At 69.8% G+C, this 26,386-nt stretch carries 24 protein-coding genes; 13 read left to right on the forward strand and 11 right to left on the reverse strand.

All coding sequences use genetic code 11. From position 1 onward, the window contains the following. Positions 1-62 precede the first annotated feature (62 nt). The 4 genes from cysS to E1218_RS14600 are packed head-to-tail and all read left to right on the forward strand — an operon-like array spanning position 63 to position 3,172. Complete coding sequence (cysS, locus tag E1218_RS14585) at positions 63-1,496, forward strand: cysteine--tRNA ligase (RefSeq protein WP_132320297.1); 1,434 nt, start codon at positions 63-65, stop codon at positions 1,494-1,496. A gap of 1 nt (position 1,497) precedes the next feature. Continuing rightward, positions 1,498-2,463: a 23S rRNA (guanosine(2251)-2'-O)-methyltransferase RlmB gene (rlmB, locus tag E1218_RS14590; RefSeq protein WP_132320299.1), complete on the forward strand. Its 966-nt coding sequence runs from the start codon at positions 1,498-1,500 to the stop codon at positions 2,461-2,463. A gap of 26 nt (positions 2,464-2,489) precedes the next feature. Next, entirely contained in the window at positions 2,490-2,771 is a 282-nt protein-coding gene (locus tag E1218_RS14595; RefSeq protein WP_132320301.1) for a type II toxin-antitoxin system Phd/YefM family antitoxin, read from the forward strand. Next, positions 2,768-3,172: a type II toxin-antitoxin system VapC family toxin gene (locus tag E1218_RS14600; protein ID WP_132320303.1), complete on the forward strand. Its 405-nt coding sequence runs from the start codon at positions 2,768-2,770 to the stop codon at positions 3,170-3,172. Before E1218_RS14595 ends, E1218_RS14600 begins: the two co-directional genes overlap by 4 nt. 61 nt (positions 3,173-3,233) lie before the next feature. On the opposite strand, the gene E1218_RS14605 is transcribed toward E1218_RS14600, so the two are convergent. The 4 genes from E1218_RS14605 to E1218_RS14620 all read right to left on the reverse strand — a co-directional run bounded on the left by E1218_RS14605 (position 3,234) and on the right by E1218_RS14620 (position 7,475). Continuing rightward, the gene (locus E1218_RS14605; protein ID WP_132320305.1) at positions 3,234-4,118 is read right to left on the reverse strand and encodes a S1 family peptidase; all 885 of its coding nucleotides are present in this window, start codon (positions 4,116-4,118) and stop codon (positions 3,234-3,236) included. A 128-nt stretch (positions 4,119-4,246) separates the two neighbouring features. Next, positions 4,247-5,122 carry a S1 family peptidase gene (locus E1218_RS14610; protein ID WP_132320307.1) on the reverse strand — a complete coding sequence of 292 codons (876 nt, stop codon included), beginning with the start codon at positions 5,120-5,122 and terminating at the stop codon, positions 4,247-4,249. Positions 5,123-5,198: 76 nt separating this feature from the next. Beyond that, positions 5,199-6,851 carry a DUF7800 domain-containing protein gene (locus E1218_RS14615; RefSeq protein WP_132320309.1) on the reverse strand — a complete coding sequence of 551 codons (1,653 nt, stop codon included), beginning with the start codon at positions 6,849-6,851 and terminating at the stop codon, positions 5,199-5,201. A 39-nt stretch (positions 6,852-6,890) separates the two neighbouring features. After that, complete coding sequence (locus tag E1218_RS14620; RefSeq protein WP_132320311.1) at positions 6,891-7,475, reverse strand: TetR/AcrR family transcriptional regulator; 585 nt, start codon at positions 7,473-7,475, stop codon at positions 6,891-6,893. Positions 7,476-7,560: 85 nt separating this feature from the next. Here E1218_RS14620 and E1218_RS14625 point away from each other — a divergent pair, with 85 nt between their 5' ends. Both E1218_RS14625 and E1218_RS14630 read left to right on the forward strand, forming a co-directional pair. Next, positions 7,561-8,712, forward strand: coding sequence for an acyl-CoA dehydrogenase family protein (locus tag E1218_RS14625; protein WP_132320313.1), 1,152 nt, complete (start codon positions 7,561-7,563; stop codon positions 8,710-8,712). Continuing rightward, positions 8,709-9,476 carry an SDR family NAD(P)-dependent oxidoreductase gene (locus E1218_RS14630; RefSeq protein WP_132320315.1) on the forward strand — a complete coding sequence of 256 codons (768 nt, stop codon included), beginning with the start codon at positions 8,709-8,711 and terminating at the stop codon, positions 9,474-9,476. Before E1218_RS14625 ends, E1218_RS14630 begins: the two co-directional genes overlap by 4 nt. A gap of 4 nt (positions 9,477-9,480) precedes the next feature. On the opposite strand, the gene dgoD is transcribed toward E1218_RS14630, so the two are convergent. Together dgoD and E1218_RS14640 are read right to left on the reverse strand one after the other, a co-directional pair. Further along, complete coding sequence (gene dgoD, locus E1218_RS14635) at positions 9,481-10,626, reverse strand: galactonate dehydratase (RefSeq protein ID WP_132320317.1); 1,146 nt, start codon at positions 10,624-10,626, stop codon at positions 9,481-9,483. A gap of 47 nt (positions 10,627-10,673) precedes the next feature. Continuing rightward, positions 10,674-11,900 (reverse strand): DUF4032 domain-containing protein, encoded by a 1,227-nt coding sequence (locus E1218_RS14640; protein ID WP_132320319.1) that lies wholly within the window; start codon positions 11,898-11,900, stop codon positions 10,674-10,676. Positions 11,901-11,987: 87 nt separating this feature from the next. Here E1218_RS14640 and E1218_RS14645 point away from each other — a divergent pair, with 87 nt between their 5' ends. The 5 genes from E1218_RS14645 to E1218_RS14665 all read left to right on the forward strand — a co-directional run bounded on the left by E1218_RS14645 (position 11,988) and on the right by E1218_RS14665 (position 17,974). Continuing rightward, on the forward strand, positions 11,988-12,980 hold the full coding sequence (locus E1218_RS14645) for a LacI family DNA-binding transcriptional regulator (RefSeq protein ID WP_132320321.1): 993 nt from the start codon (positions 11,988-11,990) through the stop codon (positions 12,978-12,980). A gap of 172 nt (positions 12,981-13,152) precedes the next feature. Then, entirely contained in the window at positions 13,153-14,523 is a 1,371-nt protein-coding gene (locus E1218_RS14650; RefSeq protein ID WP_132320323.1) for an ABC transporter substrate-binding protein, read from the forward strand. Further along, positions 14,523-15,476, forward strand: a complete 954-nt coding sequence (locus E1218_RS14655) for a carbohydrate ABC transporter permease (protein WP_165949271.1) — start codon at positions 14,523-14,525, stop codon at positions 15,474-15,476. Before E1218_RS14650 ends, E1218_RS14655 begins: the two co-directional genes overlap by 1 nt. Then, positions 15,473-16,342, forward strand: a complete 870-nt coding sequence (locus E1218_RS14660) for a carbohydrate ABC transporter permease (protein ID WP_132320325.1) — start codon at positions 15,473-15,475, stop codon at positions 16,340-16,342. Before E1218_RS14655 ends, E1218_RS14660 begins: the two co-directional genes overlap by 4 nt. Before the next feature lie 90 nt (positions 16,343-16,432). After that, positions 16,433-17,974: a glycoside hydrolase family 13 protein gene (locus E1218_RS14665; RefSeq protein ID WP_132320327.1), complete on the forward strand. Its 1,542-nt coding sequence runs from the start codon at positions 16,433-16,435 to the stop codon at positions 17,972-17,974. Here the strand turns inward: E1218_RS14665 and E1218_RS14670 are convergent. Genes E1218_RS14670 through E1218_RS14685 form a run of 4 tightly spaced genes read right to left on the reverse strand, consistent with a single transcriptional unit; the run spans position 17,967 to position 21,771 of the window. Next, positions 17,967-20,201, reverse strand: a complete 2,235-nt coding sequence (locus E1218_RS14670; protein WP_132320329.1) for a heavy metal translocating P-type ATPase — start codon at positions 20,199-20,201, stop codon at positions 17,967-17,969. The two genes, E1218_RS14665 and E1218_RS14670, sit on opposite strands and share 8 nt — an antisense overlap. A gap of 18 nt (positions 20,202-20,219) precedes the next feature. Then, positions 20,220-21,221: a hypothetical protein gene (locus E1218_RS14675; protein WP_132320331.1), complete on the reverse strand. Its 1,002-nt coding sequence runs from the start codon at positions 21,219-21,221 to the stop codon at positions 20,220-20,222. Next, on the reverse strand, positions 21,218-21,436 hold the full coding sequence (locus tag E1218_RS14680) for a heavy-metal-associated domain-containing protein (RefSeq protein WP_132320333.1): 219 nt from the start codon (positions 21,434-21,436) through the stop codon (positions 21,218-21,220). The genes E1218_RS14675 and E1218_RS14680 overlap by 4 nt, the downstream gene beginning before the upstream one ends. Before the next feature lie 32 nt (positions 21,437-21,468). Further along, the gene (locus E1218_RS14685) at positions 21,469-21,771 is read right to left on the reverse strand and encodes a metal-sensitive transcriptional regulator (RefSeq protein ID WP_202866016.1); all 303 of its coding nucleotides are present in this window, start codon (positions 21,769-21,771) and stop codon (positions 21,469-21,471) included. Between the two features lie 175 nt (positions 21,772-21,946). Here E1218_RS14685 and E1218_RS14690 point away from each other — a divergent pair, with 175 nt between their 5' ends. Both E1218_RS14690 and E1218_RS14695 read left to right on the forward strand, forming a co-directional pair. Next, on the forward strand, positions 21,947-22,867 hold the full coding sequence (locus tag E1218_RS14690; protein ID WP_132320335.1) for an ABC transporter ATP-binding protein: 921 nt from the start codon (positions 21,947-21,949) through the stop codon (positions 22,865-22,867). After that, positions 22,867-23,859 carry an ABC transporter permease subunit gene (locus E1218_RS14695; RefSeq protein WP_132320337.1) on the forward strand — a complete coding sequence of 331 codons (993 nt, stop codon included), beginning with the start codon at positions 22,867-22,869 and terminating at the stop codon, positions 23,857-23,859. Before E1218_RS14690 ends, E1218_RS14695 begins: the two co-directional genes overlap by 1 nt. On the opposite strand, the gene E1218_RS14700 is transcribed toward E1218_RS14695, so the two are convergent. Continuing rightward, the gene (locus E1218_RS14700; RefSeq protein WP_132320339.1) at positions 23,856-26,357 is read right to left on the reverse strand and encodes a YfhO family protein; all 2,502 of its coding nucleotides are present in this window, start codon (positions 26,355-26,357) and stop codon (positions 23,856-23,858) included. The two genes, E1218_RS14695 and E1218_RS14700, sit on opposite strands and share 4 nt — an antisense overlap. Positions 26,358-26,386: the final 29 nt, after the last annotated feature.

The following is a 26,386-nucleotide window of genomic DNA, read 5'->3' on the forward strand; positions in this document are numbered from 1 at the left end:
GCAGGTGTCATCGGCCGGGGCGGTGGGGCGGGGAAGGAAGTGAATACAGCTACCCTTGATCGGTGACACTTCGCTTGTACGACACCGCGACAGCAGCAGTGAGGGATTTCGAGCCGGTTCATCCGGGCAAGGTCGGGATCTACCACTGTGGGCTGACGGTGCAGGGTGCCCCGCACGTCGGGCACATCTACAAGGAGGTCGTGTTCGACGTCCTGCGGCGCTGGCTCGAGCGCTCCGGGTACGAGGTCACCGTGATCGCGAACGTGACCGACATCGAGGACAAGATCCTGGCCAAGTCGGCCGAGCGCGGCGTCCCGTGGTGGGCGCACGCGTACGAGTTCGAGCGCGAGCTGCACTGGGCGTACGACGTGCTCGGCTGCCGCCCGCCGACGTACGAGCCGCGGGCCACCGGCCACATCCCCGAGATGCTCGAGATCGTCGACCGGCTGATCGAGCGCGGGCACGCCTACATCGCCCCGGACGGGTCCGGCGACGTCTACTTCGACGTCAAGTCCTGGCCGTCGTACGGCGAGCTGTCGAACCAGAAGATCGAGGACATGGAGGCCGCCGAGGACGCGGACCCCCGGGGCAAGCGGGACCCGCGGGACTTCGCGCTCTGGAAGGGCCACACCGAGGGCACTCCGCGGACGGCCTCGTGGCCGACGCCGTGGGGCCGCGGCCGCCCGGGCTGGCACCTGGAGTGCTCGGCGATGGCCGGCAAGTACCTCGGCGACGAGTTCGACATCCACGGCGGCGGTCTCGACCTGCGGTTCCCGCACCACGAGAACGAGTTGGCCCAGTCGACCGCGATCGGGCAGAGGTTCGCCCGGTTCTGGATGCACAACGCGCTCGTCACCACGGCCGGCGAGAAGATGTCCAAGTCGATGGGAAACAGCGCGGTCGTGCGGAACGTGGTCGAGCGGGTCCGGCCGATCGAGCTGCGGTACTACCTGGTCCAGTCGCACTACCGGTCGGTGGTGGAGTTCTCGTTCGGCGCGCTGGACGAGGCCGCGACCAGTTTCCAGCGGGTCGAGGGGTTCATCACCCGGGCCACCGAGGTGACCGGTGGGGTCGAGCCCGCCGGCGAACTGCCCGCCGACTTCGTTGCGGCGATGGACGACGACCTCGGCACGCCGGGGGCGATCGCCGTCCTGCACAACACCGTGCGGGACGGGAACAAGCTGGTCGCGGACGGGGATTCCCCCGCCCTGCGGGAGAGTCTGGCCGCGGTTCGCGGGATGCTCGGTGTCCTCGGGCTGGACCCGCTGGCCGAGCCGTGGGTCTCCCGGACCGGTGCCACCGAAGAGCTCGGTGAGGTGGTGGACGGGCTGGTCAAGGCGCTGTTGGAGCAGCGGCAGGCCGCCCGTGAGCGCAAGGACTACGCCGCCTCGGACGAGATCCGCGACCGGCTGAAGGCGCTCGGCGTCGTCGTCGAGGACACCCCGCAGGGGCCTCGGTGGTCGCTCGCGTCGACGAACAACAACGAAGGAAGCTGACGTGCCAGGCAGTAGCCAGCGCAAGGGAGCCATCCGGAAGAAGCCGCGGGGCAACCCGACGGCCGGATCCGGCGGCCGGGTCCGCCGCGGCCTGGAGGGCAAGGGCCCGACGCCGAAGGCGGTCGACCGGGTCAAGCACCCGGCGCACAAGCGGGCCAAGGCGAAGGAGCGCGCCAAGGAGCGCGAGCGCACCCGCCGACCGGCCCGGAAGGACGGCGACTCCACGGTCGAGTGGGTGTACGGGCGCAACCCGGTGGTCGAGGCGTTGCGCGCCGGGGTCCCGGTCGCCGCGCTACACGTTGCCGAAGGCACCGAACGGGACGCCCGGCTGCGGGAGGCGATGCTGATCGCGGTCGAGCACGGGATCTCGATCCTGGAGGTGCCGCGGACCGAGCTGGACCGGGTCACCGCCGGCGGCGCCCACCAGGGCGTCGCGGTGCAGATCCCGCCGTACGAGTACGCCCACCCGGACGACCTGCTCGACCGGGCGCACGACCTGCACGAGGTGCCGCTCGTGGTCGCCCTCGACGGCGTCACCGACCCGCGGAACCTGGGCGCCATCACCCGGTCCGCGGCGGCGTTCGGCGCGCACGGCGTCCTCGTGCCGGAGCGTCGTACGGCGTCCATGTCGGCGTCGGCCTGGAAGACGTCGGCCGGTGCGGCGGCCCGGATCCCGGTCGCCCGGGCGACCAACCTGAACCGGGCGCTCAAGTCGTACAAGGACGCCGGGTTGCTGGTCGTCGGCCTGGACATGGGCGGCGAGGTCGAGCTTCCCGAGCTGGCGGTGGCCACCGAGCCGCTGGTCCTCGTCGTCGGCTCCGAGGGCAAGGGCCTGACGCGCCTGGTCCGGGAGAACTGCGACGTCATCGTCTCCATCCCGATGACGAGCGCCACCGAGTCCCTCAACGCCGGCATCGCCACCGGCGTGGCCCTCTACGAGATCTCCCGCCGGCGGGGGTTGATGTAACTACATGTTGTAGGTACATTTGCTGTATGGAGACCATCGGGTTGCGCGAGCTGAACCAGAATCCGTCGAAGGCGGTGGCGAGGGTCCGCGCCGGCGAGACGATCGTAGTGACGGACCGGGGGCGGCCTGTCCTTCGGCTGGTGCCTGAGGACGAACGGCCTGGGACGCTCCGGCACATGGTCGACTTGGGTGAAGTCACCCTCCCGGCCGAACTCGGCATGCCCGACCTGGTGCTGGACCTCGCGCCAGGCGTGGACAGCCTGTCGGAGTTGCTCATCGAGGATCGGGACAAGGAGCGGCGCAGGTGATCTACCTGGATGCCTGTGCGTTGTTGAAGTTCATCAAGCCGGAGGCGGAGTCGGCGGCTTTGCGCAGCTGGCGCGAGACGTTGCCGGCAGATACCGAGTTGGTGACGAGCGACCTGGCGCGGCTCGAGATTACTCGGACGTTGTTGCGAGCCGGGGTTGACCATCAGCGCGTGCCCTACTTCACCGGCCAGGCGGTTCGTGGCATCTACCTCGTCGATCTGTCGACGACGGTGTTCGCGCGGGCGATGGCCTACCGAACGAACAGGTTGGGATCGCTGGATGCGATCCACTTGGCGAGTGCCGAGCCGTTCAGGGCCGACCTGACCGAGTTCGTGACCTACGACAAAGAGCTGACCAGTGCTGCTGAGGAGTTGGGGTTCCCAGTTCTCGCCCCGGCATGAGCGAGACGCGAGCCGGGAGGTCCCGGCCCGCGTCCAGTGCTGATCAATCTGCCGTCCTCCGTCAGTAGACGTTGACGCCGTAGCGGGAGAGGACCTCGGTGACGGGCTGGAAGTAGGTCGTGCCACCGGTGGAGCAGTTGCCGGAACCGCCGGAGGTCAGGCCCAGGGCGACGGAGCCGGAGAAGAGCGCACCGCCGGAGTCACCACCTTCGGCGCAGACGTTGGTGCGGATCAGGCCCCTGACGGTGCCCTCGGCGTAGTTCACCGTGGCGTTCAGACCGGTGACCCGGCCGCTGTGCAGGCCGGTGGTGCTGCCACTGCGCTGGACCGACTGGTTCAGGCTCGCGTTCCCCGCGGACGTGATGTCCCGGGTCGAGCCGTTGTAGAGGTTCACCACTCCGGGGCGGTTGGTGTACGACGTGCTGTACCGGACGATCCCGTAGTCGTTGCCCGGGAAGCTGCTGCCGTAGCGGCTGCCGAGCAGGGTCGTCTTGCTGGAGTTGGCGTACCAGGTGGACGCGATGTTGGTGCAGTGACCGGCAGTCAAGAAGTAGTACGTGCTGCCGCTGCGGACGTTGAAACCGAGCGAGCAGCGGTACTGCCCGCCGTAGATGGCGTCACCGCCGCGGATGTACTTCGACAGCCTGCCAGGCATTTTCTCCAGCGTGATCCGGTCGCCGAACTGCTTCGTGACGCCGGTGAGCGCCGTCAGCTTCCCACCGGTGACCGTGTCGTCGTACGAGACGATGATTCGGCCGTCCGGGGTGGTGTGCCAGGCGGTGCCCGGGATGGATGCGTCCTTGGACAAGGTCGCGGTGATGGCAGTGGCGGACAGTGTCGACGGGTCGACCGGGGCCGCCGAGGCCTGCGTGGAGAGCAGGCCTGCGGCGGTCAGTCCGGCTGCTGCCAGGATCGCTGCGGTACGGCGAATGGGCGGAAATTTCACGGTTTCAGCCTCCTCACGATGAGGACGCGCTCGGGGCGGGTGCGTCCTTGACTTAAACCGTCGGCATTAGTACCCCACTTTGTCCCTGAGTATTCGGCTGAGTTCGCAGAGTGAGGGTAATCCTGCGCTCAGTACACCGTCACGCCGTACGCCCGAAGGGCCTCGACCACCGGCTGGAAGTAGGTGACACCGCCGGAGTCGCAGTCACCGGAGCCGCCCGAGGTCAGGCCGAAGGCCCACTGCCGGTAGAACAGCGGACCGCCGGAGTCACCAGGCTCGGCGCAGACGCTGGTGCGGATCAGGCCGGCTACCCGGCCGTCGCCGTAGTTCACCGTGGCGTTCAGTCCGGTCACCCGGCCGCTGTGCAGGCCGCTGGTGATGCCGGCGCGGTACACGTAGTGCCCGATTCCCGGGTTCATCGCCGTGGTGATGTCCTGCGAGCGGCCGTTGTACAGGTACACGCTGCCGCCCGGGGGCTTGATGTTGGTCGGGTAGATGAGCAGGGCGTAGTCGTTCCACGGATAGCTGGCGTGGTGCATCTTGCCGAGGTAGCGGCTGTGGTCGTCGTCCTGGTACCAGGACGTGGCCTCCTTGCCGCAGTGCCCGGCGGTCAGCAGGTAGTACTTGCCCCTCCGCTGGACGTTGAAGCCGACCGAGCACTTGATGTCGCCGCCCCACATGCCGGTGCCGCCGCTGACGTACTTGGTCAGCTTGCCGGGCAGCTTCTCGAGAACGACGTTCTCGCCGAGTCTGCGGGTGACGCTGGTGAGCGCGGTCAGCTTCCCCCCGGTGACGGTGGAGTCGTAGGACACCACCACCTTGCCGTCCGGCCGCGTCATCCACGCGGTCCCGGGGGTGGTGACCTCCTCCTCGAGGGCGGACGTGATCGCCGCGGCGGAGAGCCGGGGTGGGTCGACCGGGTCGGCCTTGGCCGGCAGGGCTGCCAGCGACAGAGCGGTGACGACGACGGCGGCGGCCGTACGTCGGAGAGTGGAAGATCGCATGGTGTAAGCCTTCCGTGACGAGCCGAGGGCGGACGGGCCGTGGCAGCTTCAGGACATCAAGCGCTTGGACGGGGAGTCAGACACACCCTAGGCGTCCGTAGGTCAACGTCCGGTCGAGCGTCTGGCGGCCGCCGTGGAGCTCGGCGTGGTCGACCTCCACCGCCCAGTCCTCACCGGACAGCGTCACGGTCATCGCACCGTTGCCGAACCACGGTCCGTGCGCGATCCGCCAGTCCGCCGCGACGTCCCGGACGCCGGCGGCCCGGGCGAGCTTGTGCAGCACTGTCGTCATCCACCGCTTGTCGAGCAGGTGGTTCGCCCACTGGATGTGCCGGGGAACGGGGTTCCGGAACGGCGACATGGTCAGCTGCCGGATCGCCGTCCCGGGATGGTCGACGGCGAGCAGCCGGGCCTCGGCCAGGTAGCTGCAGTGCACGTCGCCGGACAGCATCAGGATCGACGCCGGCGGGTCCTCGGCGCCGACCACCGCGGCGAGCAGGTCGGTGACGTCGTCGAACGACCTCCGGAACGACGCCCAGTGCTCGAGGTCCATGCCCTGCCGGATCCGCTCGCCGATCCGTGCCCCGCGCGCTCCCCAGGCACCGGACGAGATCGCCTCGTCCCAGCCCTCGAGGTGGTGCAGCCCGGGCGCGAGCAGGAACGGCAGTGTCGACGCGAGCAGCAGGTGGTGGATCGGCCGGGACGCCTGGACGATGTGGTGCCGGACCCACTCCCACTCGTGCGCGTCCACCATCGCCCGATCGCCGGGATCGAGGTGCCGCGAGCAGCGCGAGTCGATCGCGACCAGCCGGACCCCGCGGGAGGCGTCGCCGAAGTCGCGGTAGAAGCTCCACCGGGTGGACGCCGTGTCCTCGTCCGCGGTCCACGCGAAGCTGTCGAGGTACGCCGTCCGCTCGTCGTCCTCCTCGATCGACTGCATCGCCCGGTACGTCGGGTCCTGGTCGAGTTGTTCGGGCGACAGGTTGCCGAGGTGCTGGTAGACCCAGTACGACGCGTACGCGCCGACGACCCGGTCGTGCCACCACGGTTGCGAAATCACCCAGCGACGCCAGGTCAGCGAGGTGTTCCAGTCGTCGCGCAGGTCGTGGTCGTCGAGCAGCATGCACAGCGGCACGGTCGAGAACAGCCAGCGCACCGCCGGGTTCAGCCAGGCGTCGTCGTACAGCCAGGTGTACTCCTCGAAGTTGCCGATCTCGTCGGCCACCTCGGACCCCTGCCGGCCGCCGTGCGCCTCCCGGAGCTTCTCCAGGACGACGACCGACGGGTCGTCGGCGTACACCTGGTCACCGAGCAGCAGGATCGCGTCCGGCGACTCGTCGGTCCCGGCCGCCATCCGCTCGGCCAGCGCGACCAGGGCGTCCGGTCCGAACTCCTTGAACCCCTGCTCGTCGAGCGGCGCCGACCGCCGGCACGATCCGAAGGTCAGCCGGAAGGTCCCGTCCGCGCGTGGCGTCCGGATCACGCTCGGGCCGAACTCCGTGTCCGGCGGCGGCCAGTGCAGCTCGCCGTCCAGCCGGACCTCGTACGGCGTCGCGCTGTCCGGTGCCAGGCCCTCGACCAGGACGAGGGCGTAGTGGTGTCCGTGCACCGACCAGGTCCGGGCGCGGTGGCCGAGCACCTCGACCTCCGCGGGCGCGCTGGTCTCGACCCAGACGGTCGCCCGGGTGTCGTCGACGTACCGCAGCAGCGGCCCCAACCTGAGTTCCATCCGGAAAAGCTACTAGTTGAGGTCAAGACGACGGGAATGTCAGTCCAGCCGCAGCGAGTGGAGCACGAAGGAGGCGAGCTCGCGGTAGGCCTCGGCGTCGTTCAGGCCGGTGCGCCGGGCGATGTCGCCGCGCTGGATCGCCTGCATGGTGTGCGCGATCATCTCGGCCGCGAACGCGATGTCGACCTGCCGGAACGCCTTGTTGTTGATCCCGTCCTCGATCAGGGTGCGGACCCGGTCGGCGGCGATCCGGGTGTTCCGCTCGTAGACCGAGCGGGCCGGGCCGAACCGGGCGACGTCGTCCAGAAAGGTCCGGCTGGCCGGCCGGAGGGCGTCCGCGACCGCGTTCAGGTACGCCGCGATCCGCCGGTCGTGCCGGGTCTGCCGGGCGACCGCGGACTCGACCTGGGCGGTGGCATTCTTGAAGTAGTGCTTCACCACCTCGACGGCGAGCTGCTCCTTGCTCGGCGCGAGCGCGTACAGGGTCGTCTTGCTGCAGCGCAGCTCGGCAGCCAGGTCGTCCAAGGTGAACCGGCTGAACCCCTGGGTGAGAAACAGGGACAAGAGCCGGTCGAGCAGCTCGGACTGCCTGCGGGTTCGGCGCCCCGGAACGACTGTTGTCATATCGAGACAGCATAGAACGATACGGAACTATGGGCTTCAGTATCGTTGCGAGTATCATTTCGGGAGCCGTTGAGAGGGGTGCCTGATGGCTGTCGATCGTCTCCTGCCGACCGGGGAATCCACTGACCTGCTGGCTCTCGTGCGCGACCTGTGCACGCACGAGCTGGCGCCGTACGCCGCCAAGGCGGAGGAGAGCGAGACGTTCCCGCGGGACGCCTTCCGCACGCTCGGCAAGGCGGGCCTGCTCGGCCTGCCCTATCCGGAGGAGTACGGCGGCGCCGACCAGCCGTACGAGGTGTACCTGCAGATGCTGGAGGAGATCGCGGCCGCCTGGATGTCGGTCGGCGTCGGGGTGTCGGTGCACACCATGACCAGCTACGCGGTCGCCACCTTCGGCACGGAGGAGCAGCGCGCGCGGCTGCTGCCGGACATGGTCGGCGGCGACCTGCTCGGCGCCTACGCGCTCTCGGAGCCGCAGGCCGGTTCCGACATCAGCGCGATGACCGCGAAGGCCGTCCGGGACGGCGACGACTACGTCCTGACCGGGACCAAGGCGTGGATCAGCCACGGCTCGCACGCGGACTTCTACACGACCTTCGCGCGCACCTCCGCTGACCCGAAGCGCGGCATCTCCGCGTTCCACGTGCCCGCGTCGTCCGCGGGGCTCAGCTTCGGCGCGCCCGAGCGCAAGATGGGGCTGACCGGCTCGACCACCACGCTGGTCAACTACGACAACGTCCGGGTCCCGGCCGCGAACCTGATCGGTGCCGAGGGCCAGGGCATGCGGATCGCCCTGTCCGCGCTCGACTCCGGCCGGCTCGGGATCGCCGCGGCCGCGACCGGGCTGGCCCAGGCCGCCCTCGACGTGGCCGCGTCGTACGCGAAGGAGCGCAGGCAGTTCGGGCAGCCGATCGCGGACTTCCAGGGGCTGCAGTTCCTGCTCGCGGACATGGCCGCCGCGGTCGAGTCGGCCCGGTCGACGTACCTCCAGGCCGCCCGGCGGCGCGATCTCGGCCGGCCGTTCACCCAGCAGGCCGCGATCGCCAAGCTGGTCTGCACCGACGTCGCGATGAAGGTCACCACAGACGCCGTCCAGGTGCTCGGTGGGTACGGTTACACCCGCGAGTTCCCGGTCGAGCGGTACATGCGCGAGGCCAAGGTCACGCAGATCTTCGAGGGAACCAACCAGATCCAGCGGCTGGTCATCAGCCGTGACCTGCTGAGGAGTGCTTCATGAGGCCTGGCCCGTCCGACGTAGCCTTGGTCACCGGCGGCGGCTCCGGGCTCGGCGAGGCGACGGTACGGCGGTTGGCCGCGGACGGGCTGGGCGTCGTCGTCGTCGACCTGCCCTCCTCGGCCGGCAAGGCGGTCGCCGACGAGCTGGGTGACCGGGTCGTGTTCGCCCCGGCCGACGTCACCGACGAGACCGCGGTGACCGCCGCCCTGGACGCGGCCGCCGCGCTCGGCGAGCTCCGGGTCGTCGTCACCTGCGCGGGCATCGCGACCCCGGGCCGGGTCGTCGGCCGCAAGGGACCGTTGCCACTGGCAACTTTCAGGCAGGTGGTCGAGGTCAATCTGGTCGGCACCTTCAACGTGCTCCGGCTGGCCGCCGAGCGGATGATCGCGCAACCGGCCGGCGACGACGGCGACCGCGGCGTCGTGGTGATGACCGCGTCGATCGCGGCGTACGACGGCCAGGTAGGGCAGGCGGCGTACGCGGCCAGCAAGGGCGGCGTCGTCGGTCTGACCCTGACCGCGGCGCGCGACCTTGCGGACAAGGGAATCCGGGTCGTCACGATCGCCCCCGGCACGATGGAGACCCCGATGCTCGCGGGCCTCCCGGAGGAGACCCGCGCGGTCCTCGAGCAGCAGGTGCCGCACCCCTCCCGCCTCGGTCGCCCGGCGGAGTACGCCGCCCTGGTCGGTCACATCATCGACAACCAGCTGCTGAACGGCGAGGTCATCCGCCTCGACGGCGCCCTCCGGATGCCGCCGCGCTGAGCACTCACCACTCGGCGAACGAGCCGTCGGTGTGCCGGAAGACCGGTGAGCGCCAGCGGTGCGGGCCGGCCGCGGCGGCGCGGACGGCGTTCTCGTCGACGTCGATGCCGAGGCCGGGACCGGTGGGCCGCTCGATGTGACCGTCGACGAACGCGAACACCTGCGGGTCGACCAGGTAGTCGAGCAGTTGGCCGGCGCCGCCGTACCCGATGCCGAGGCTCTGCTCCTGGATCAGGAAGTTCGGGGTGGCGAAGTCGAGTTGCAGGCTCGCGGCCAGCGTGATCGGGCCCAGCGGGCAGTGCGGCGCGACGGCGACGTCGTACGCCTCGGCCATCGCCGCGATCCGGCGGACCTCGGAGATGCCGCCCGCGTGCGAGATGTCCGGCTGGGCGATCGCGATGCCGGTGGGCAGCACGTCGCGGAAGTCCCAGCGGGAGAACAGCCGCTCACCGGTCGCGATCGGGATGCCGGTCGACTCGACCACCCGGCGCAGGTCGCGGGAGAACTCCGGCAGCACCGGCTCCTCGACGAAGAACGGGAGCAGCGGTTCGAGCAGCGGCAGGAGTTGCCGGGTGGCCGCCGTACTGAGCCGGCCGTGGAAGTCGAGGGCGATGTCGACGCCGTCGCCGAGAGCGGACCGCAGTGCCGCCACCCGGGAGACCATCGCGCGGAGGTCGGCGGCGCCCGGGACGGGTGGCAGCGCCTCGGACACGTTCATCTTGATCGCGGTGAAGCCGTTGGCCACCTTGGCCTGGGCGTCGTCCACCAGGGCGGCGTTGTCGGCACCGTGCGCCCAGGTGTAGATCCGGGCCCGGTCGCGCACCGGCCCGCCGAGCAGCTCGTGCACGGGCACGTCGTGGTAGCGGCCCTTGATGTCCCACAGCGCCTGGTCGATCCCGGCCAGCGCGCTCGACAGCACCGGGCCGCCCCGGTAGAAGCCGCCCTTGGCCAGCGTCTGCCAGTGCTCCTCGATCCGGAGTGGATCGGTGCCGACGAGGTACTCCATCATCGCCGCGACCGCACCCTGCACCGCCTCGGCGCGGCCCTCGACGATCGGCTCACCCCAGCCGCTGACGCCCTCGTCGGTGTCGATACGCAGGAACTGCCAGCGCGGGGCCACCGAAAAGGTCTCGTACCCGACGATCTTCACGCCGTCGAGTATCTCAGCGCGGCGACGGCGTGAGCGGACCGGCGGGGCTACTCCGCCTCGGGGGCCGCCGGGGTGGGGAGCGCCAGCTTCTCGTCGGGCTTCGCGCGGAGGACGTCGTCGACGTAGGAGCGGGCGGCCTCCATGGTGTCGACCTCGTGGCCGGCCTGCTCGGACAGGAACCAGCGGTGCTCGAGCACCTCGTGGAAGACCTCGGCCGGCTCGAGCTTGCGCTTCAGGTCGCGGGGGACCGAGCGGACGACCGGCTCGAACACGTCGGTCAGCCACTGGTGGGCGACGATCTCCTCGTCCTCGTTCTGCTGGTCGGTGGAGGCGGCGAACGAGTCGAGGTCGTTCAGCAGGCGGCGGGCCTGGTTCTCCTCGACGTCCAGGCCGGTCAGCCGGAGCAGCCGGCGGGAGTGGTGGCCGGCGTCCACGACCTTCGGCTGGATCCGGACCTGGCTGCCGTCCCAGTCGGTGATGATGTCGATCTCGGCCACGTCGAAGCCGAGCTCGTTCAGCCTCCGGATCCGCGAGTCCAGCCGGTGCATCTCGTCGGTGGTGAACTCCTCCGGCGCGGTCAGCTCGGCCCACAGCGCCTCGTACCGGTCGTTGATCGACTGGACTGTCTCCTGCGGATCGATGTCCGGGTCGAGCAGGCCGCCCTCCTGCAGGTCGAGCAGCTCGCCGAACAGGTTGATCTCTGCGGTGTACAGGTCGTGCGCGCGTTGCCCGTCGGAGATGTCCTGGTGCAGCTCGCCGGTCTCGGCGTCCACCAGGTATGCCGCGAACGCGCCGGCGTCACGCCGGAACAGCGTGTTCGACAGCGAGCAGTCGCCCCAGAAGAAGCCGAGCAGGTGCAGCCGGACGATCAGGGCGACCAGCGCGTCGATCAGCCGGTTGACCGTGTCCGGGCGGAGCGTGCTGGAGAACAGCGCGCGGTAGGGCAGCGAGAACTGCAGGTGCCGGGTGATCAGGATCGAGTCGATCGGCTCGCCGTTGCGGTCGAGCCGGTCGGTGATCACGCCGACGGGTTCGACCGACGGGGACTCCAGGCGTTCCAGGTCGCGCAGCAGCCGGTACTCGTGCAGGGCGAGGTGCTCGAGCACCTCCTTGATCGCGTACACGCTGCCGTTGACCCGGACGAACCGGACCACGTGCCGGGAGATACCACGCGGCAGCGCGACCAGCTGGTCCTCGGGCCAGTCCTCCAGCGGGATGTCCCAGGGGAGCGACAGCAGGCCGGTGTCCGGGCGGGTGGCGACGAATCGGGGCACGGCCCCAGTCTGTCAGGAATCCTGAGACTTCAGCGACGGACGCAAGTCGTTGCAAGAACTTGCGTGATTTGGCGTAGAGTTTGCGTCATGACACGACGACTTGCAGAGGTGGCCAAGAAGGTCGGCGTCAGCGAAGCCACCGTGAGCCGGGTCCTGAACGGGAAGCCGGGCGTCTCCGAAGCGACCCGGGAGGCGGTGCTCACCGCGCTCGACGTCCTCGGGTACGAGCGTCCCACCCAACTGCGCGGGGATCGCGCGCGGCTGGTCGGGCTGGTCCTGCCGGAGTTGCAGAACCCGATCTTCCCCGCCTTCGCGGAGGTCGTCGGCGGTGCGCTCGCGCAGCAGGGTTTCACCTCCTTGCTCTGCACCCGGACGGTCGGCGGCGTGTCCGAGGCCGACTACGTCGACCTGCTCCTGCAGCAGCAGGTGTCCGGGGTGGTGTTCGCCGGCGGCTTCTACGCGCAGGCCGACGCACCGCACCAGCACTACGAACTGATCCAGGAGCGCAAGCTGCCGACCGTGCTGGTGAACGCGGCCGTCGACCACCTCGGCTTCCCGCAGGTGTCGTCGGACGACGTCGTCGCCGCGGAGATGGCGATCGGGCACCTGCGGGCGCTCGGTCACCGGCGGATCGGCATGGTCCTCGGCCCACGCGACCACATTCCATCGCGGCGCAAGCTGGACGCCTTCATCGCCTCCGACGAGGCGGACCTCGACCTGGTCGAGCACACCATGTTCTCGCTCGAAGGCGGGCACGCGGCCGCGACCCGGCTGGTCAACAAGGGCGTCACCGGCATCGTCTGCGCCAGCGACATCCTTGCCCTGGGCGCCATTCGCGCGGTCCGCCGGGCCGGCCTGAGCGTGCCCGGCGAGGTCTCGGTGATCGGGTACGACGACTCCGCGATGATGAACTGCACCGACCCGCCGCTGACCACCGTCCGGCAGCCGATCGACGCGATGGGCCGGGCCGCCGTCGACATGCTGGTCGCCCTGATCGAGCGCGCCGCCGTCCCGGCCGACGAGCTCCTCTTCGAGCCGGAGCTGGTGGTGCGGGCCTCCACCGCCCGAGCCCGCAGCTGACCCGACACCTCCGCAGCCGCTGACCGTCCCCGGTCGGCGGCTGCTGTCGTCTGCCCGGCGGCGTGACGCGTTCCCACTTGAAGTCACGTTTTTGCAATTTTTGATTTGAGTATTGCGCGACGGTGTCGAGTTGCCTACGGTGTCCGCAGGATCGACGGAGAGGGTGGGATCGATGAGGACAACGCGCCGTGGGCTCAGCCTGCTGCTGGCCGCGGGACTCGGGCTGGTGGCCGCGTCCTGTGGGTCGGACGACAAGCCGGACGCGCAAGGATCAGCGGGAGCGGACGGCCCGGTGACGATCACGGTCGGCTGCCAGCCGCCGAAGAGCAACCCGAAGGAACGGTCGGCCTGGGACGCGGATGTCGCCGAGTTCCAGAAGCTGCACCCGAACATCACCATCCAGAGCAAGGACGCGTTCCCCTGCATCAACCCGGACACGTTCCAGGCGAAGCTGGCCGGCGGCACGCAGGAGGACGTCTTCTACGTCTACTACACCGACGTGCAGAAGATCATCAAGGCCCGCCAGGCCGCCGACATCAGTGAGTACGTCGGCAGCGTGAAGGCGGCCGGCGACATCCGCGACGACGTGATGAGCGTGTTCAAGGACGGCGACACGACGTACGGCCTGCCGCGCAACAACTACAACATGGGCCTGGTCTACAACCGCACGCTGTTCACCCAGGCCGGGCTCGACCCGGACGCCCCGCCGAAGACCTGGTCCGAGGTGCGGGCGGCCGCCCAGAAGATCGCCGGCCTCGGCGCCGGGTACGTCGGCTTCGGCGAGTACTCGGCCGGCAACACCGGCGGCTGGCACTTCGCCGCCAGCCTGTACGCCCGCGGTGGCTCGATGGTCAGCGACGACGGCAGGACCGCGGCATTCAACAGCGCCGAGGGCAAGGCCGTGCTGGAGAACCTCAAGCAGATGCGCTGGGACGACAACTCGATGGGCAGCAAGCAGCTCCTGCAGTGGGAGGACCTGATGCGGATGATGGGTTCCGGCAGGCTCGGGATGATGATCGGCGCGCCGGACGTGGTGCAGTCGGTGAACAACGACTTCCAGGGCAAGTTCGAGGACTACGGCGTCGCCGCCGTACCGGAGTCCGAGGGCAAGGCGTCGCTGAGCGGTGGCGACGGCTACATGTTCAACCCGAAGGCGACGCCGGACAAGATCAGGGCCGGGCTGCTGTGGCTGGAGTTCCACGAGCTCACGCCGGGCAAGGGACAGTTCGACTACGCGCGCGCCAAGGAGCAGGGCCGCCCGGTCGGGCTGCCGATCCCGGACCTGTACGGCGACTCCGCGCCGGGCAAGGAGATCGTTGCCCTCCGCAAGCAGTACGCGACTGTCCCGGTCGACCACTTCGCGCCGTACGTCGCCGCGCAGTCGACCATCACCAACAAGCTCGAGCCGCCGAAGGCCCAGGAGCTGTACGCCGTCCTGGACGTGGCGATGTCCGCCGTCCTCACCCGCAAGGACGCCGACATCGACAAGCTCCTCAGCGACGCCGAGTCCAAGGCCAACAAGATCCTGGCCAAGAACACCTGATGACCGTCACCGAAGAGCGGGTTCGCCGTCCCCAGGCGCCGGGGGCGGCGGGCCCGCGGCCTGACGACGACCGCCGGGGCGCGCTCCGGCGGGCGGTGGGCCGGAACCTGACGGCGTACGGGTTCCTGTGCGGGGCGTTGATCTGCTTCGCGCTGTTCTCCTGGTATCCGATGGTGCGCGAGGTGTTCCTCAGCTTCCAGGAGAACAACTTCGTCGACCCGCCGCGGTGGGTGGGGTTCGACAACTTCCGCACGGTGATCGAGGACCCGGCGTTCCGCTCGGCGTGGGTCAACACGGCCGCGTTCAGCGGGCTGGCGCTCGTCATCGGGTACGCCGTCCCGTTCGTGCTGGCCGTCGTACTCAACGAGCTGCGGCACGCCAAGGCGTACCTGCGGTTCGTCGTCTACCTGCCGGTGATGCTCCCGCCCGCGGTCGCGGTCCTGCTGTTCAAGTGGTTCTACGATCCTGGCGCGGGCCTGTTCAACCAGGTCCTCGACGGGTTCGGCATCCCGCCGCTGAGCTGGCTGGACTCGACCAGTACGGCGCTGGTCAGCCTGGTGCTCGTGTCGACCTGGATGAACCTCGGCACCGGCACGCTGATCTACCTGGCCGCGCTGCAGAGCGTCCCGGGCGACCTGTACGAGTCGGCCGAGCTCGACGGAGCCGGCCTGTTCCGGCGGGTGTGGCACGTGACGATTCCGCAGACCAAGCTGATCCTGCTGGTGATGTTGCTGCTGCAGGTCGTCGCGACCATGCAGGTGTTCATCGAGCCGTACCTGCTCACCGGCGGCGGCCCGGAGAACGCGACCGTCACGGTCGCCTACCTGATGTACCAGTACGCCTTCAACTTCGGTGACTTCGGCGGCGGTGGCGCCCTCGGCCTGATGCTGATGGTCGTGCTGCTGGTGCTCTCCGCGATCTACCTGCGTGTCTCCCGAAAGGCCGAGCGATGAGGACCCTGGTCTCACCCCTGGCCCTGCGGACGCCGCACGGGCGGGTCGTCTACTGGGCGATTCTCACGGTCGTGGTCGTCGGGTTCACCGGCGCGTTCGTGTTCCCGCTGTACTGGATGGTGACCGGCGCGCTGAAGTCGCCGGACGAACTGGCACAGATCCCGCCGAGCTTCTTCCCGGACAGCTTCGACCTCGGCGTCTACGCCGACGCGTGGAACCAGTTGCAGCTCGGGACCTTCCTGAGGAACACGGTGCTGTACGCCGGCGGCGCGTGGCTGTTCACCCTCGCGGTCGACGTGACCGCGGCGTACGCGTTGTCGAAGCTGCGGCCGTTCTTCGGCAGGGTGATCCTCGGCGCGATGCTGGCGACGCTGATGATCCCGCCGATGGTGCTGCTGCTGCCGACGTACCTGACCGCCAAAGATCTGCCGATCCTGCATCTCGACCTGCTGAACACGCCGTGGGCGATCTGGTTGCCGGCGGCGGCGAACGGGTTCTTCGTGTTCCTGCTGAAGCGGTTCTTCGACTCGATCCCGCGGGAACTGCTGGAGGCCGCGGAGATCGACGGCGCGACGCCGCTGCGGATCCTGTGGTCGATCGTGCTGCCGGTGTCGCGGCCGATCCTCGGGGTGGTCTCGATCCTGTCGGTGGTGACGGTGTGGAAGGACTTCGTCTGGCCGCTGCTGGTGCTGCCGGAGACGGACAAGATGTCGATCAGCGTCGGCATCGCGTCGCTGTCCGCGCAGATGCCGCAGAACGTGCTGATCGCGTCCCTGGTGATCGCCAGCCTGCCGACCATCCTGGTGTTCTTCGTGTTCCAGCGCAGCATCATGGCGGGTCTCACCGCCGGAAGCCTCAAAGGATGAGCACAAGCAACCCGCCCCTCGCTCCGCTCGGGGCGGGGACGGAGCGGCGGCGGGTCGCACCGCCGGAAGCCTCGAAGGTGAAGGAGAGTCATGGCTGACGAGTGGTGGCGTGGGGCCGCGATCTACCAGGTGTACCTGCGGAGCTTCGCCGATGGCAACGGCGACGGGGTCGGTGATCTGGCCGGGCTCCGGCAGCGGCTGCCGTACCTGGCCGAGCTGGGCATCGACGCGATCTGGCTGAATCCGTGGTACCCGTCGCCGATGGCCGACGGTGGCTACGACGTGGCCGACTACCGCGCGATCGACCCGGCGTTCGGCACGCTCCAGGAGGCCGAGGCGTACATCGCGGAGGCGCACGCGCTGAACATCCGCACGATCATCGACATCGTCCCGAACCACGGCTCCGACCAGCAGGACTGGTTCGTCCAGGCGCTGGCCGCCGGCCCCGGCTCGCCCGAGCGCGAGCGGTTCATCTTCCGGCCCGGCACGGGCGACGGCCCGCCCAACGACTGGCAGTCCATCTTCAACGGCCCGGCGTGGACGCAGGCCGAGGACGGCGAGTGGTACCTGCACCTGTTCGCCCCCGAGCAGCCGGACTTCAACTGGCGCAATCCCGAGGTGGTCGAGGAGTTCCACGACATTCTCCGGTTCTGGCTGGACCGGGGCGTCGACGGCATCCGGATCGACAGCGCGGCCGTGCTGTTCAAGGATCTGGACAGCGTCGAGGAGTCGTACACCGACCACGACGAGGTGCACGAGGTGTACCGCGGCTGGCGGCGGATCACCGACGCGTACGACGGCCGGTTCCTGGTCGGCGAGATGTGGATGCCGGACCAGGAACGGTTCGCGCGGTACCTGCGGCCGGACGAGATGCAGACCGCGTTCAACTTCGACTTCCTGTCCCGGCCGTGGCAGGCGGACGAGCTGAAGGCGTCGATCGACCTCACCCTGACCACCCACGTCCCGATCGGGGCGCCGCCGACCTGGGTGCTGTCGAACCACGACGTCACTCGCCCGGTGACGAAGTACGGCCGGCCGGACACGTCGTTCTCGCACCAGGACCGCAAGCACGGGATGCCGACCGACCTCGTCCTCGGCGAGCGCCGGGCCCGGGCGGCCGCCCTGCTCGCGATGGCGCTGCCCGGCGGACTGTACGTCTACCAGGGCGAGGAACTCGGCCTGCCGGAGGTCGAGGACCTCCCGGACCAGCTGCTCCAGGACCCGATCTTCACACGCTCGAAAGGCACCGACCGCGGCCGAGACGGTTGCCGGGTGCCCCTTCCCTGGTCGGGCAAGGAGCCGCCGTTCGGGTTCGGCACCGGTACGCCGTGGCTCCCGCAGCCACCCGACTGGAAGAACCTCACGGTCGAGTCCCAGCACGACGACCAGAACTCGATGCTCACGCTGTACCGCAACGGCCTGCGGATCCGCCGCAGCCATCTCGGCGACGGCACCCTGCGCTGGCTCGAGACCCCACCCGGAGTCCTCGCCTTCTACCGGGAGAGCCTGAGCTGCGTCACCAACCTGACCCCGGACCCGATCGAGCTCCCGCCGTACGGCGAACTGCTGCTGGCCAGCAGCCCGTTGGACGACGGACTGCTGGCCGGTGACAGCACGGTCTGGATCAGGTGAGCGGCCGGAATCCGCGCAGGCGCAGGCTGTTGGAGACCACGAAGACCGAGCTGAAGGCCATCGCGGCGCCGGCCAGCATCGGGTTGAGCAGGCCGGCCGCGGCCAGCGGGATCGCCGCCACGTTGTAGGCGAAGGCCCAGAACAGGTTGCCCTTGATGGTGCGCAGCGTCCTGCGGGCGAGGCGGATGGCGTCCGCCGCCGCGCGCAGGTCGCCGCGGACCAGGGTCAGGTCGCTGGCCTCGATCGCCACGTCGGTCCCGGTGCCCATGCTCAGGCCGAGGTCGGCCTGGGCCAGGGCGGCCGCGTCGTTGACGCCGTCGCCGACCATCGCGACCACGCGGCCCTCACCTTGCAGCTGCTTCACCGCGTCGACCTTGCCGGCCGGCAGCACCTCGGCGATCACCTCGTCGATGCCGACCTCGGCGGCCACCTTCGCCGCCACCGCCTCGTTGTCGCCGGTCAGCAGCACCGGCCGCAGGCCGAGCGCCTTCAGCTGGCCGATCGCCTCCGCGGACGTCTCCTTCACGGTGTCCGCGACGACCAGCACCGCCCGCGCCTGACCGTCCCAGCCGACCGCGACCGCCGTACTGCCCTCGGCCTCGGCGTGGTCCTTCGCGTGCGCCAGCTCGTCCGGCAGGTACTGACTCCACTCCTCCAGCAGCCGGGTCCGGCCGACCAGTACGGCGTGACCGTCGACGATCCCCTGGACGCCGAGTCCCTCGACGTTGCCGAAGTCCTCGACCTCGGGCAACCGGCCGAGCTCGGCCTGAGCTCCCCGGGCGATGGCGGCGGCGATCGGGTGCTCGCTGGAGTGCTCCAGCGCTCCGGCCAGCCGTAGCACCTCGGCCCGGTCCTCCGACGGGGCGAGCAGGACGTCGACCAGCTCCATCCGGCCGGTGGTCACGGTGCCGGTCTTGTCCAGCACGACGGTGTCGATCCGCCGGGTGGACTCGAGGACCTCCGGGCCCTTGATCAGGATGCCCAGTTGCGCCCCGCGGCCGGTGCCGACCATCAGCGCGGTCGGCGTGGCCAGCCCGAGCGCACAGGGGCAGGCGATGATGAGGACGGCGACCGCCGCGGTGAAGGCGACCTCCACCGGCGAACCGTTGCCGAGCCAGAACCCGAGCGTCGCCAGCGCCAGCCCGATCACGACCGGCACGAAGATCCCGGACACCCTGTCGGCCAGCCGCTGGACCGCGGCCTTCCCGTTCTGCGCGTCCTCGACCAGCCGCGCCATCTGCGCCAGCTGGGTGTCCGACCCGACCCGGGTGGCCCGGACCACGAGCCGGCCGCCGGCGTTCACGGTCGCGCCGACGACCGCGTCACCCTCGCCGACCTCGACCGGCACGGACTCGCCGGTCAGCATCGACGCGTCGACCGCGCTGCTGCCGCTGACGATCACGCCGTCGGTGGCGACCTTCTCGCCCGGACGGACGACGAACTGGTCGCCGACGGCCAGCTGGTCGGCCGGGATCCGGACCTCGGCCCCGTCCCGCAGGACGGCGACGTCCTTCGCGCCGAGCTCGAGCAGCGCCCGGAGCGCGGCGCCGGACCGGCGCTTGGCGCGGGCCTCGAAGTACCGGCCGGCCAGGATGAAGGTGGTCACGCCGGCCGCGACCTCGAGGTAGATCTCCTCGGCGCCGCCGCCCCGGGACGGGATCAGCGTGAACGGCATCTTCATCCCGGGCTCGCCGGCACCGCCGACGAACAGCGCGTACAAGGACCACAGGAAGGCGCTGACCACACCGAGCGAGATCAACGTGTCCATCGTCGCGGCGCCGTGCCGCAGGTTCGTCCAGGCGGCCCTGTGGAACGGCCAGGCCGCCCACGTGACCACCGGGAAGGCCAGCGTCAGCGAGGCCCACTGCCAGAAGTCGAACTGCAGCGCGGGGATCATCCCGAGCGCGATCACCGGCACGGCCAGCGCGACGGCGGCGAACAACCGGTCCCGCAACGGCTTGAGCTCGTCCGCCTGCTCGGCCTCCGGCGAGTCGGCGGCCGGCGCCGGCAGGGCGGCGGTGTAGCCGGTCTTCTCGACGGTGGCGACCAGGTCGTCGGTGGTGACGCCGTCCGCGAACGTCACCTTCGCCTTCTCGGTGGCGTAGTTGACGGTCGCGGTGACACCGTCCATCCGGTTCAGCTTCTTCTCCACCCGGGCGGCGCACGAGGCGCACGTCATGCCACCGATGATGAGTTCGACGGACTGACCGGGTTCTGCGGTGGTCATTGCTGTGTGCCTCCTTCCTCAGTGGCCGTGCGGGGTCTCTTCGTGCCCGGGCGTGACCGGGGCCTGGGTCGCCGGGAGCTCCTTCGGCGGGACGATCGCGGTCTTCCCATCCGTGCCCACCGTGACGGTGAACTCCGCGGTGCGGACCGCACCCGCGTGCTGGAAGTCCAGGAACAGGCTGTACGTCCCGGCGGTCGGGAAGGTGGTGCCGAAAGTGATTCCCGGCCCGCCCTTCCTGCCCGGCTCCGCGTGCTCTGCGGGGTGGTTGTGCAGGTAGGCGAGGTCGCCGCTGCGCAGGGACACCAGGTGCCCGAAGGCGCCCAGGTACGGCTGCAGGTCGGTGACCGGCTTGCCGCCCCGGTTGACCGTGAAGGTCAGCTCGGACTCCTTGCCCGCGACCGGCGTGCCTGCGAGCGTCACGTCGTACCCGTCGAGGCTGTAGCTGCTCGCCGGCTCGCTCAGTGGGACCGGGATGTAGAGGCCGGACACGTTGACGTCGGTGCCCAGCGTCAGCGTCCGGTCGAGCCCGGCCGGCTGGAAGTCGGCGTACAGCCGCCAGGTGCCGCCGGCGGTGAACGTGAACGGAATGCTCCAGGTCCCGCTCGCGTCCCGGGTCGGGTGCACGTGGTGGAACCCGGACAGGTCACGCCGCACGACGATCAGGTGCAGGTCCTTCTCGTGCGTCTCGGTGTACTCCGTGACCGGCTTGCCGTCCGGTCCCTGGATGGTGAAGCGCAGCTCGGTCTTCGTTCCGGACCGGTAGAACGTCGTCGCGGGGGTCAGGGTGTACCCGGCTTCGGAGACCGCGAGCCCGGGCAGTTGCCCGCCGGACTCGCTGTGGCCCGACCCGTGCCCTGCTGACTGCTCCATACCGCCCATCTCCTCTTCGTGGACCGGGGCGGAGGTGGTGTCGGCCGCCGCGATCGGGTCGACCGCGGTGCCGATCGCGAACGCCGCCCCGAAGGCGAGCGCGAGCGCACCGGCGAACGCGCCGAGCCGGAGCGCGGCGGCCCGGCTCACGACGCCGCCAGTTCGTAGCCCGCCTCGTCGACGGCCTCGCGGACGGCGGCCTCGTCGAGAGCGGACTCACTCGTCACGTGCACCGCGGAGGTGCCACCCGCGACGAGGTCGATGCTGACCTGCTGGACACCGGTCAGCTTGCTGATCTCCTCGGTGACCGCGGCGGTGCAGTGGCCGCAGGTCATGCCGGTGACGGAGTAGGTCGTGGTGGGCATATCGGTGCTCCTCGAAAATTGTGTCGGGTAGTTCAGCTACGGACCAGGCGGGCGATCGCGTCGGAGGCTTCGCGGACCTTCTCCTCGGCCTCCGGACCGCCCTTCTGCGCGGCCTCGACCACGCAGTGGGCCAGGTGCTCGTCGAGCAGTTCCAGGGAGAACGACTGCAGGGCCTTCGTCGCCGCCGAGACCTGGGTGAGGATGTCGATGCAGTACTTGTCCTCCTCGACCATCCGCTGCAGGCCACGGACCTGGCCCTCGATCCGCCGCAGCCGCTTCAGGTGGCTGCTCTTCTCGGCGGTGTATCCGTGCACGTGCTCGGCGTCGGTGGTCATCTCAAGCTCCTTCAGCTCCTGCAGCTACCCCTCAGGGGTATGTCGACAGGGATGAACTTACCCCCTTGGGGTATCGAACGCAAGTCCTGACGCGATACCGGGATGGGGTATCTTCGGAGCGCCCGGGCAACAAACCTGCCAAGCTGTGCGTCTACTGGCTCGACAAGGGGGTCACATGCCGGAGCTGGCCATCTGTACGCGCGGCCTGCGCAAGACGTACCGCACCCGCCGGGGCCGCCGGATCGTGGCCGTCCAGGGACTCGACCTGGACGTGCCGGTCGGTGGCGTGCACGGGTTCCTCGGGCCGAACGGGTCCGGGAAGACCACCTCGATCCGGATGCTGCTCGGGCTGGTCCGGGCGGACGCCGGCTCGATGACGGTGTTCGGCCGGCCGGTGCCGGTCAGATTGCCGGAGGTGGTCGGCCGGATCGGTGCGATCGTCGAGTCACCGAAGTTCTTCCCGGCGTTCAGCGGCCGGAAGAACCTCGAACTGCTCGCCGAAGCCATCGGTGCGCCCCGGAGCCGGGTCGGCGAGGTGCTCGAGCAGACCTCGCTCGGCGACCGCGGCCGGGACCGGTTCAGGACGTACTCGCTCGGCATGAAGCAGCGGCTGGCGATCGCCGCGACCCTGCTGAAGGAACCCGACCTGCTGATCTTCGACGAGCCCACCAACGGGCTCGACCCGGCCGGTATCCGGGAGATCCGGGAGACCATGCGCGGCCTCGGCGACCAGGGCCGGACCGTCCTGGTCAGCAGCCACATCCTGGCCGAGGTCGAGCAGGTCGCCGACACCGTCTCGATCATCGGCCACGGCCGGCTGCTGGCCTCCGGATCGGTGGCCGAGGTGATCGGCGGCGGTACGGCCGCCACCGTCAAGGTTGCCGTCGACAACCATGAGGCGGCGGCCCGGATCCTGACCGCGGCGGGGATGACGGTGCGGCCGGACGGCAGGTACCTCCTCGTCGACGGCGCCGAGCACCCGGCCGACGTGACCCGCCGACTGGCCCACCAGGAGCTCTACGTGTCCGAGCTGATCCCGGTCCGCGCCGGCCTCGAGTCGGTGTTCCTCGAGTTGACCGCCGAAGAGGGGTTGTGATGCTGCGTCTCACCGGAGTCGAGCTCCGCCGGCTGGCCGCCCGCCGCCTGACCGTGGTCGGCGTCCTCGGCGTCCTGGTGATCACCGCGTTGCTGCTGGTGGTCGTCTGGAACGACGCCCGGCCGTTGTCCGCCGAGGAGCAGCGGTCGGCGCAGCTGCAGTACGAGGCCGCGCACGCGTACTGGGTCGAGAACGGTGAGGAGGATCGCCGCCGGTGCGAGGCGGACTGGGACAAGCAGCCCGATCCGAAGCCGGCGAAGGAGGAGCTCTGCAACTTCCGGGAGCCGACCGTCGACGACTTCGGCAAGCCGCGGGTGGTGTTCGCCGAGACGACCCCGGACCGGCTGCTCGGAGCGTCGTACCTGTTGGTGTTCGCGGCCTTCCTGATCGGTGCGAGCTTCGTCGGGGCGGAGTTCAGTACCGGTGCCATCGGCAACTGGCTGACCTTCGAACCGCGGCGGTTGCGGGTCTACGGCAGCAAGTTGCTGGCCGCCGCGCTCGGGTTCGTCCCGGTGGCGGGCGTCGTCCTCTCGATCCTCCTTCTCGGCACGTACCTGATCATCGGCCGGCTCGGCGACACGTCGGGGACGACGGCGGAGGTCTGGGGTGACCTCACCGCGATCGGAGGCCGTGCCGTCCTGCTGGTCGCGATCGGCGCCGCGCTCGGCGGCGTGGTCGGCCTGCTGCTGCGGCACACCGCGGCCGCGATCGGGGTCGCGATGGGGTATCTGGTCCTGATCGAGGGAGTCTTCGCCGGGTTCCTGAACAGTGCCCAGCCGTGGCTGGTGAAGCTGAACTTCGACGCCTTCGTCCGGCACGACACGACGTACTACGTCAACGAGTGCGGGGGTGGTGACGGTGGCAACTACGTCTGCAACAGCATCGAGAAGACGCTCTCGTTCGAGCACGGCGCCTGGTACCTCGGCATCGTCGCGGTCGTCCTGGTCCTGCTCGGTGGAGCCGTCTTCCACCGCCGGGACGTCAACTCCTAGTGGGGCGGGGCCGGTCGCGCGACGCGGCTCCGGCGGAGCCGGCCGAAGAGCACGAGGCCGAGGGTGATCGCGGCGGCGACCGCGGCCAGCGCAAGGCCGCGGCGCAGGCCGGGCGGGCTGTAGGTGCAGTCGAGCCGCTCGGCGCCGTTCGGGAGCTGGACGGCGATCAGACCACCGTAGTCCCGGGGCGTCCGGGCTTCCCCGCCGTCGACCGCGCACTGCCATCCGGGCAACCTCGGCGCCGCGACCACGGCGTACCCCCTGCTCCCCGGACGCAGCGTCGCACTGATGGAGTGGCCGCCGACCTCCACGTCCGTCGCCCCGCCCGCCTGCAACTGCCGCACCGCCTGTGCGAGCTTCTGCTCGTCGAGACAGCCGAGCGCGCCGGTGGGGGTGATCCGTACGGGGCTGTCGGCGAACCTGATCTCGGCCGACACCACACCGGACGCCGGGACGGTGCCGAGGCGGACCATCGCGCTGTTCGTGGTGATGGCCGGCCGGCGGGTCGCGGTCAGTCCTTGCCACTCGGTACCGCCGGTCAGCTGGGCCTCACCGGAGACCCGCGGCTGATGCAGGTACACCGTCGTACCCGGGGTGCAGTGCCCGACCACCTTCACGTCCCCGCCGGTGGTCGACTTGCTGCCGCGGTACTCCGGGATCTCGTACACCTGGGTGCCGAGAAGCCGCTCCTGCGCGACGAACGCGTTCGAGGCGTCCGTCTGACCGAGTCGCCGGCGGAGGGTCACCAGCGGTGGCACCGAGGTCCGGGTGATCTCCTCGACGTTCCCGGGCCGCACGTGCAGGCGGGCGCCGATCGAGAAGATCGCGTCGATCACCGGGTGCTCGAGGTCTTCGGACGCCCGGCCGTAGCCGGTCCAGCCGAAGCCGAGCTCGGTCAGCGTCTTGTTGAGGGTCGACGGCAGCAGGCTGCTGTACAGCCCGGCACCCTGGCCACCGAGCAGGATCGAGTCGTTCGGTGTCACCCATGTACCTGGATCGGCCCGGTACTTCGGCCAGTCGCCGGCACCCGCGATCGCGTCGGACTGGTCGGTCCGGTGCTGGTCCCACGGCTGGACCACCGCGCTGAGGACCTTCGACCGCTGCTCGTCCGTCACCACCGCGGTCCAGGTGGTCTCGACGGCCACGACGGCCATCACCGCGGCGAAGGCGACCGCGACCGGCCACTTGCTCCGGCCGAGTGCGGCCGAGCGCCGGACCGCCCAAATGGTGCCGGACGCAACGAACGTGACCACGCCGGAGACGATCAGGACGGTCGTCGCGTGATCGGTCAGCAGCGGACTGCCAGCGGACAGTACGGCGATGACCGCGAGCAGGCCCACTCCACCCAGCGCGGCCAGCGGACCGGGCAGCCGGGGCGCGACCGCGAGCCACGCCGTCACGACGATCACGCCGCACAGGACGAACGCCTCACGGTACTGACTGCCGTTCGGGGTGTCGAAGCCGTGCCACATCTCCTGCGTCGGCGTCCACCGGAACGACAACGCGAGCGCGACCACGGTGACGATCCAGACCGCCTTGGTACGGACCGCGACGTACCGGTGGAACGGCAGGGTCAGGGCGAGCAGCAGCGCGGCCGTGCCGACGTACAGGCTCGCGGTCCGGCCGACGCCCTCGGACAGCGGGAGCAACCGGGACAGGAACACGTCCACCGGCGACGGGCTGAAGATGCCGGACGGCGACGGGGTCGCGATGTCGTTGGCGGCGAAGACCGGGAGCAGGATCGGTGCCGCCAGCCCCAGCCCGAGCACGAACGCGAGGCCGAACCGCAGCACACCCCACAGCCGCGAGGTCCAGGCCAGGTCGCTGGTCAGCACGCGCGCGATCAGGTAGAGCCCGGCCGCGATGGTTGCCATGTACGCCGTATAGAAGTTGGAGACCCAGAACACGCCGACCACGAGCACGCTGAGCAGCCGGTTGGTCCGGCACAGTGACCACTCGGCCACCAGGAAGAACATCGGCAGCGCGATCAGGCCGTCCAGCCACATCGGCACGTACGCGGCGTCGTCGATCGCCCAGCCGCAGACGCCGTACGACGCCCCGAGAATCGCCGCAACCCAACGGGGTCCTGGTGACATCTTCAGTAGTAGGACCGCCATCGCGGCGGCCGCCAGGCTGAGCTTGAGGACGGTGACGACATAGACGGCCAGGTCGATCTGGTCGCGCGGGAAGAGCCCCACCAGCAGGGACAATGGGCTGCCGAGGACGACGCCGTAGTCGCCGAGGAAGCCGACGCCGAAGGCGCTCTGCCAGTTGAAGAGCAGATCACCCTGGGCGCGGCCGTGCAGGACGTCCCACAGGTGGGCGAAGAAAGGGATGTACTGGGTACCGAGATCGTTGGTACTGCGGGACAGTGAACCGAAGGGAAAGGTGCCGCGGATGATTCCGGAGGCGGTGAACACCGCCGCCGCCAGCACTCCGGCGACCAGGGCGGGCAGGACTGCCGATCGCCGTGGTACAGCACTGTCGTCGGAAACCACTGGCTGCCTCTCTGCTCAATCCGCCTGGC

It is taken from the genome of Kribbella turkmenica (genome assembly GCF_004348725.1).
GTDB lineage: Bacteria > Actinomycetota > Actinomycetes > Propionibacteriales > Kribbellaceae > Kribbella > Kribbella turkmenica.

What these genes read in the sequence shown, in the direction of transcription:
- E1218_RS14595 (WP_132320301.1), top strand. Translation starts at nt 2,490, where the DNA reads ATGGAGACCATCGGGTTGCGCGAGCTGAACCAGAATCCGTCGAAGGCG.
- E1218_RS14610 (WP_132320307.1), bottom strand. Translation starts at nt 5,122, where the DNA reads ATGCGATCTTCCACTCTCCGACGTACGGCCGCCGCCGTCGTCGTCACC.
- E1218_RS14615 (WP_132320309.1), bottom strand. Translation starts at nt 6,851, where the DNA reads ATGGAACTCAGGTTGGGGCCGCTGCTGCGGTACGTCGACGACACCCGG.
- E1218_RS14620 (WP_132320311.1), bottom strand. Translation starts at nt 7,475, where the DNA reads ATGACAACAGTCGTTCCGGGGCGCCGAACCCGCAGGCAGTCCGAGCTG.
- E1218_RS14625 (WP_132320313.1), top strand. Translation starts at nt 7,561, where the DNA reads ATGGCTGTCGATCGTCTCCTGCCGACCGGGGAATCCACTGACCTGCTG.
- E1218_RS14630 (WP_132320315.1), top strand. Translation starts at nt 8,709, where the DNA reads ATGAGGCCTGGCCCGTCCGACGTAGCCTTGGTCACCGGCGGCGGCTCC.
- E1218_RS14645 (WP_132320321.1), top strand. Translation starts at nt 11,988, where the DNA reads ATGACACGACGACTTGCAGAGGTGGCCAAGAAGGTCGGCGTCAGCGAA.
- E1218_RS14650 (WP_132320323.1), top strand. Translation starts at nt 13,153, where the DNA reads ATGAGGACAACGCGCCGTGGGCTCAGCCTGCTGCTGGCCGCGGGACTC.
- E1218_RS14655 (WP_165949271.1), top strand. Translation starts at nt 14,523, where the DNA reads ATGACCGTCACCGAAGAGCGGGTTCGCCGTCCCCAGGCGCCGGGGGCG.
- E1218_RS14660 (WP_132320325.1), top strand. Translation starts at nt 15,473, where the DNA reads ATGAGGACCCTGGTCTCACCCCTGGCCCTGCGGACGCCGCACGGGCGG.
- E1218_RS14665 (WP_132320327.1), top strand. Translation starts at nt 16,433, where the DNA reads ATGGCTGACGAGTGGTGGCGTGGGGCCGCGATCTACCAGGTGTACCTG.
- E1218_RS14670 (WP_132320329.1), bottom strand. Translation starts at nt 20,201, where the DNA reads ATGACCACCGCAGAACCCGGTCAGTCCGTCGAACTCATCATCGGTGGC.
- E1218_RS14680 (WP_132320333.1), bottom strand. Translation starts at nt 21,436, where the DNA reads ATGCCCACCACGACCTACTCCGTCACCGGCATGACCTGCGGCCACTGC.
- E1218_RS14685 (WP_202866016.1), bottom strand. Translation starts at nt 21,771, where the DNA reads ATGACCACCGACGCCGAGCACGTGCACGGATACACCGCCGAGAAGAGC.
- E1218_RS14690 (WP_132320335.1), top strand. Translation starts at nt 21,947, where the DNA reads ATGCCGGAGCTGGCCATCTGTACGCGCGGCCTGCGCAAGACGTACCGC.
- E1218_RS14695 (WP_132320337.1), top strand. Translation starts at nt 22,867, where the DNA reads ATGCTGCGTCTCACCGGAGTCGAGCTCCGCCGGCTGGCCGCCCGCCGC.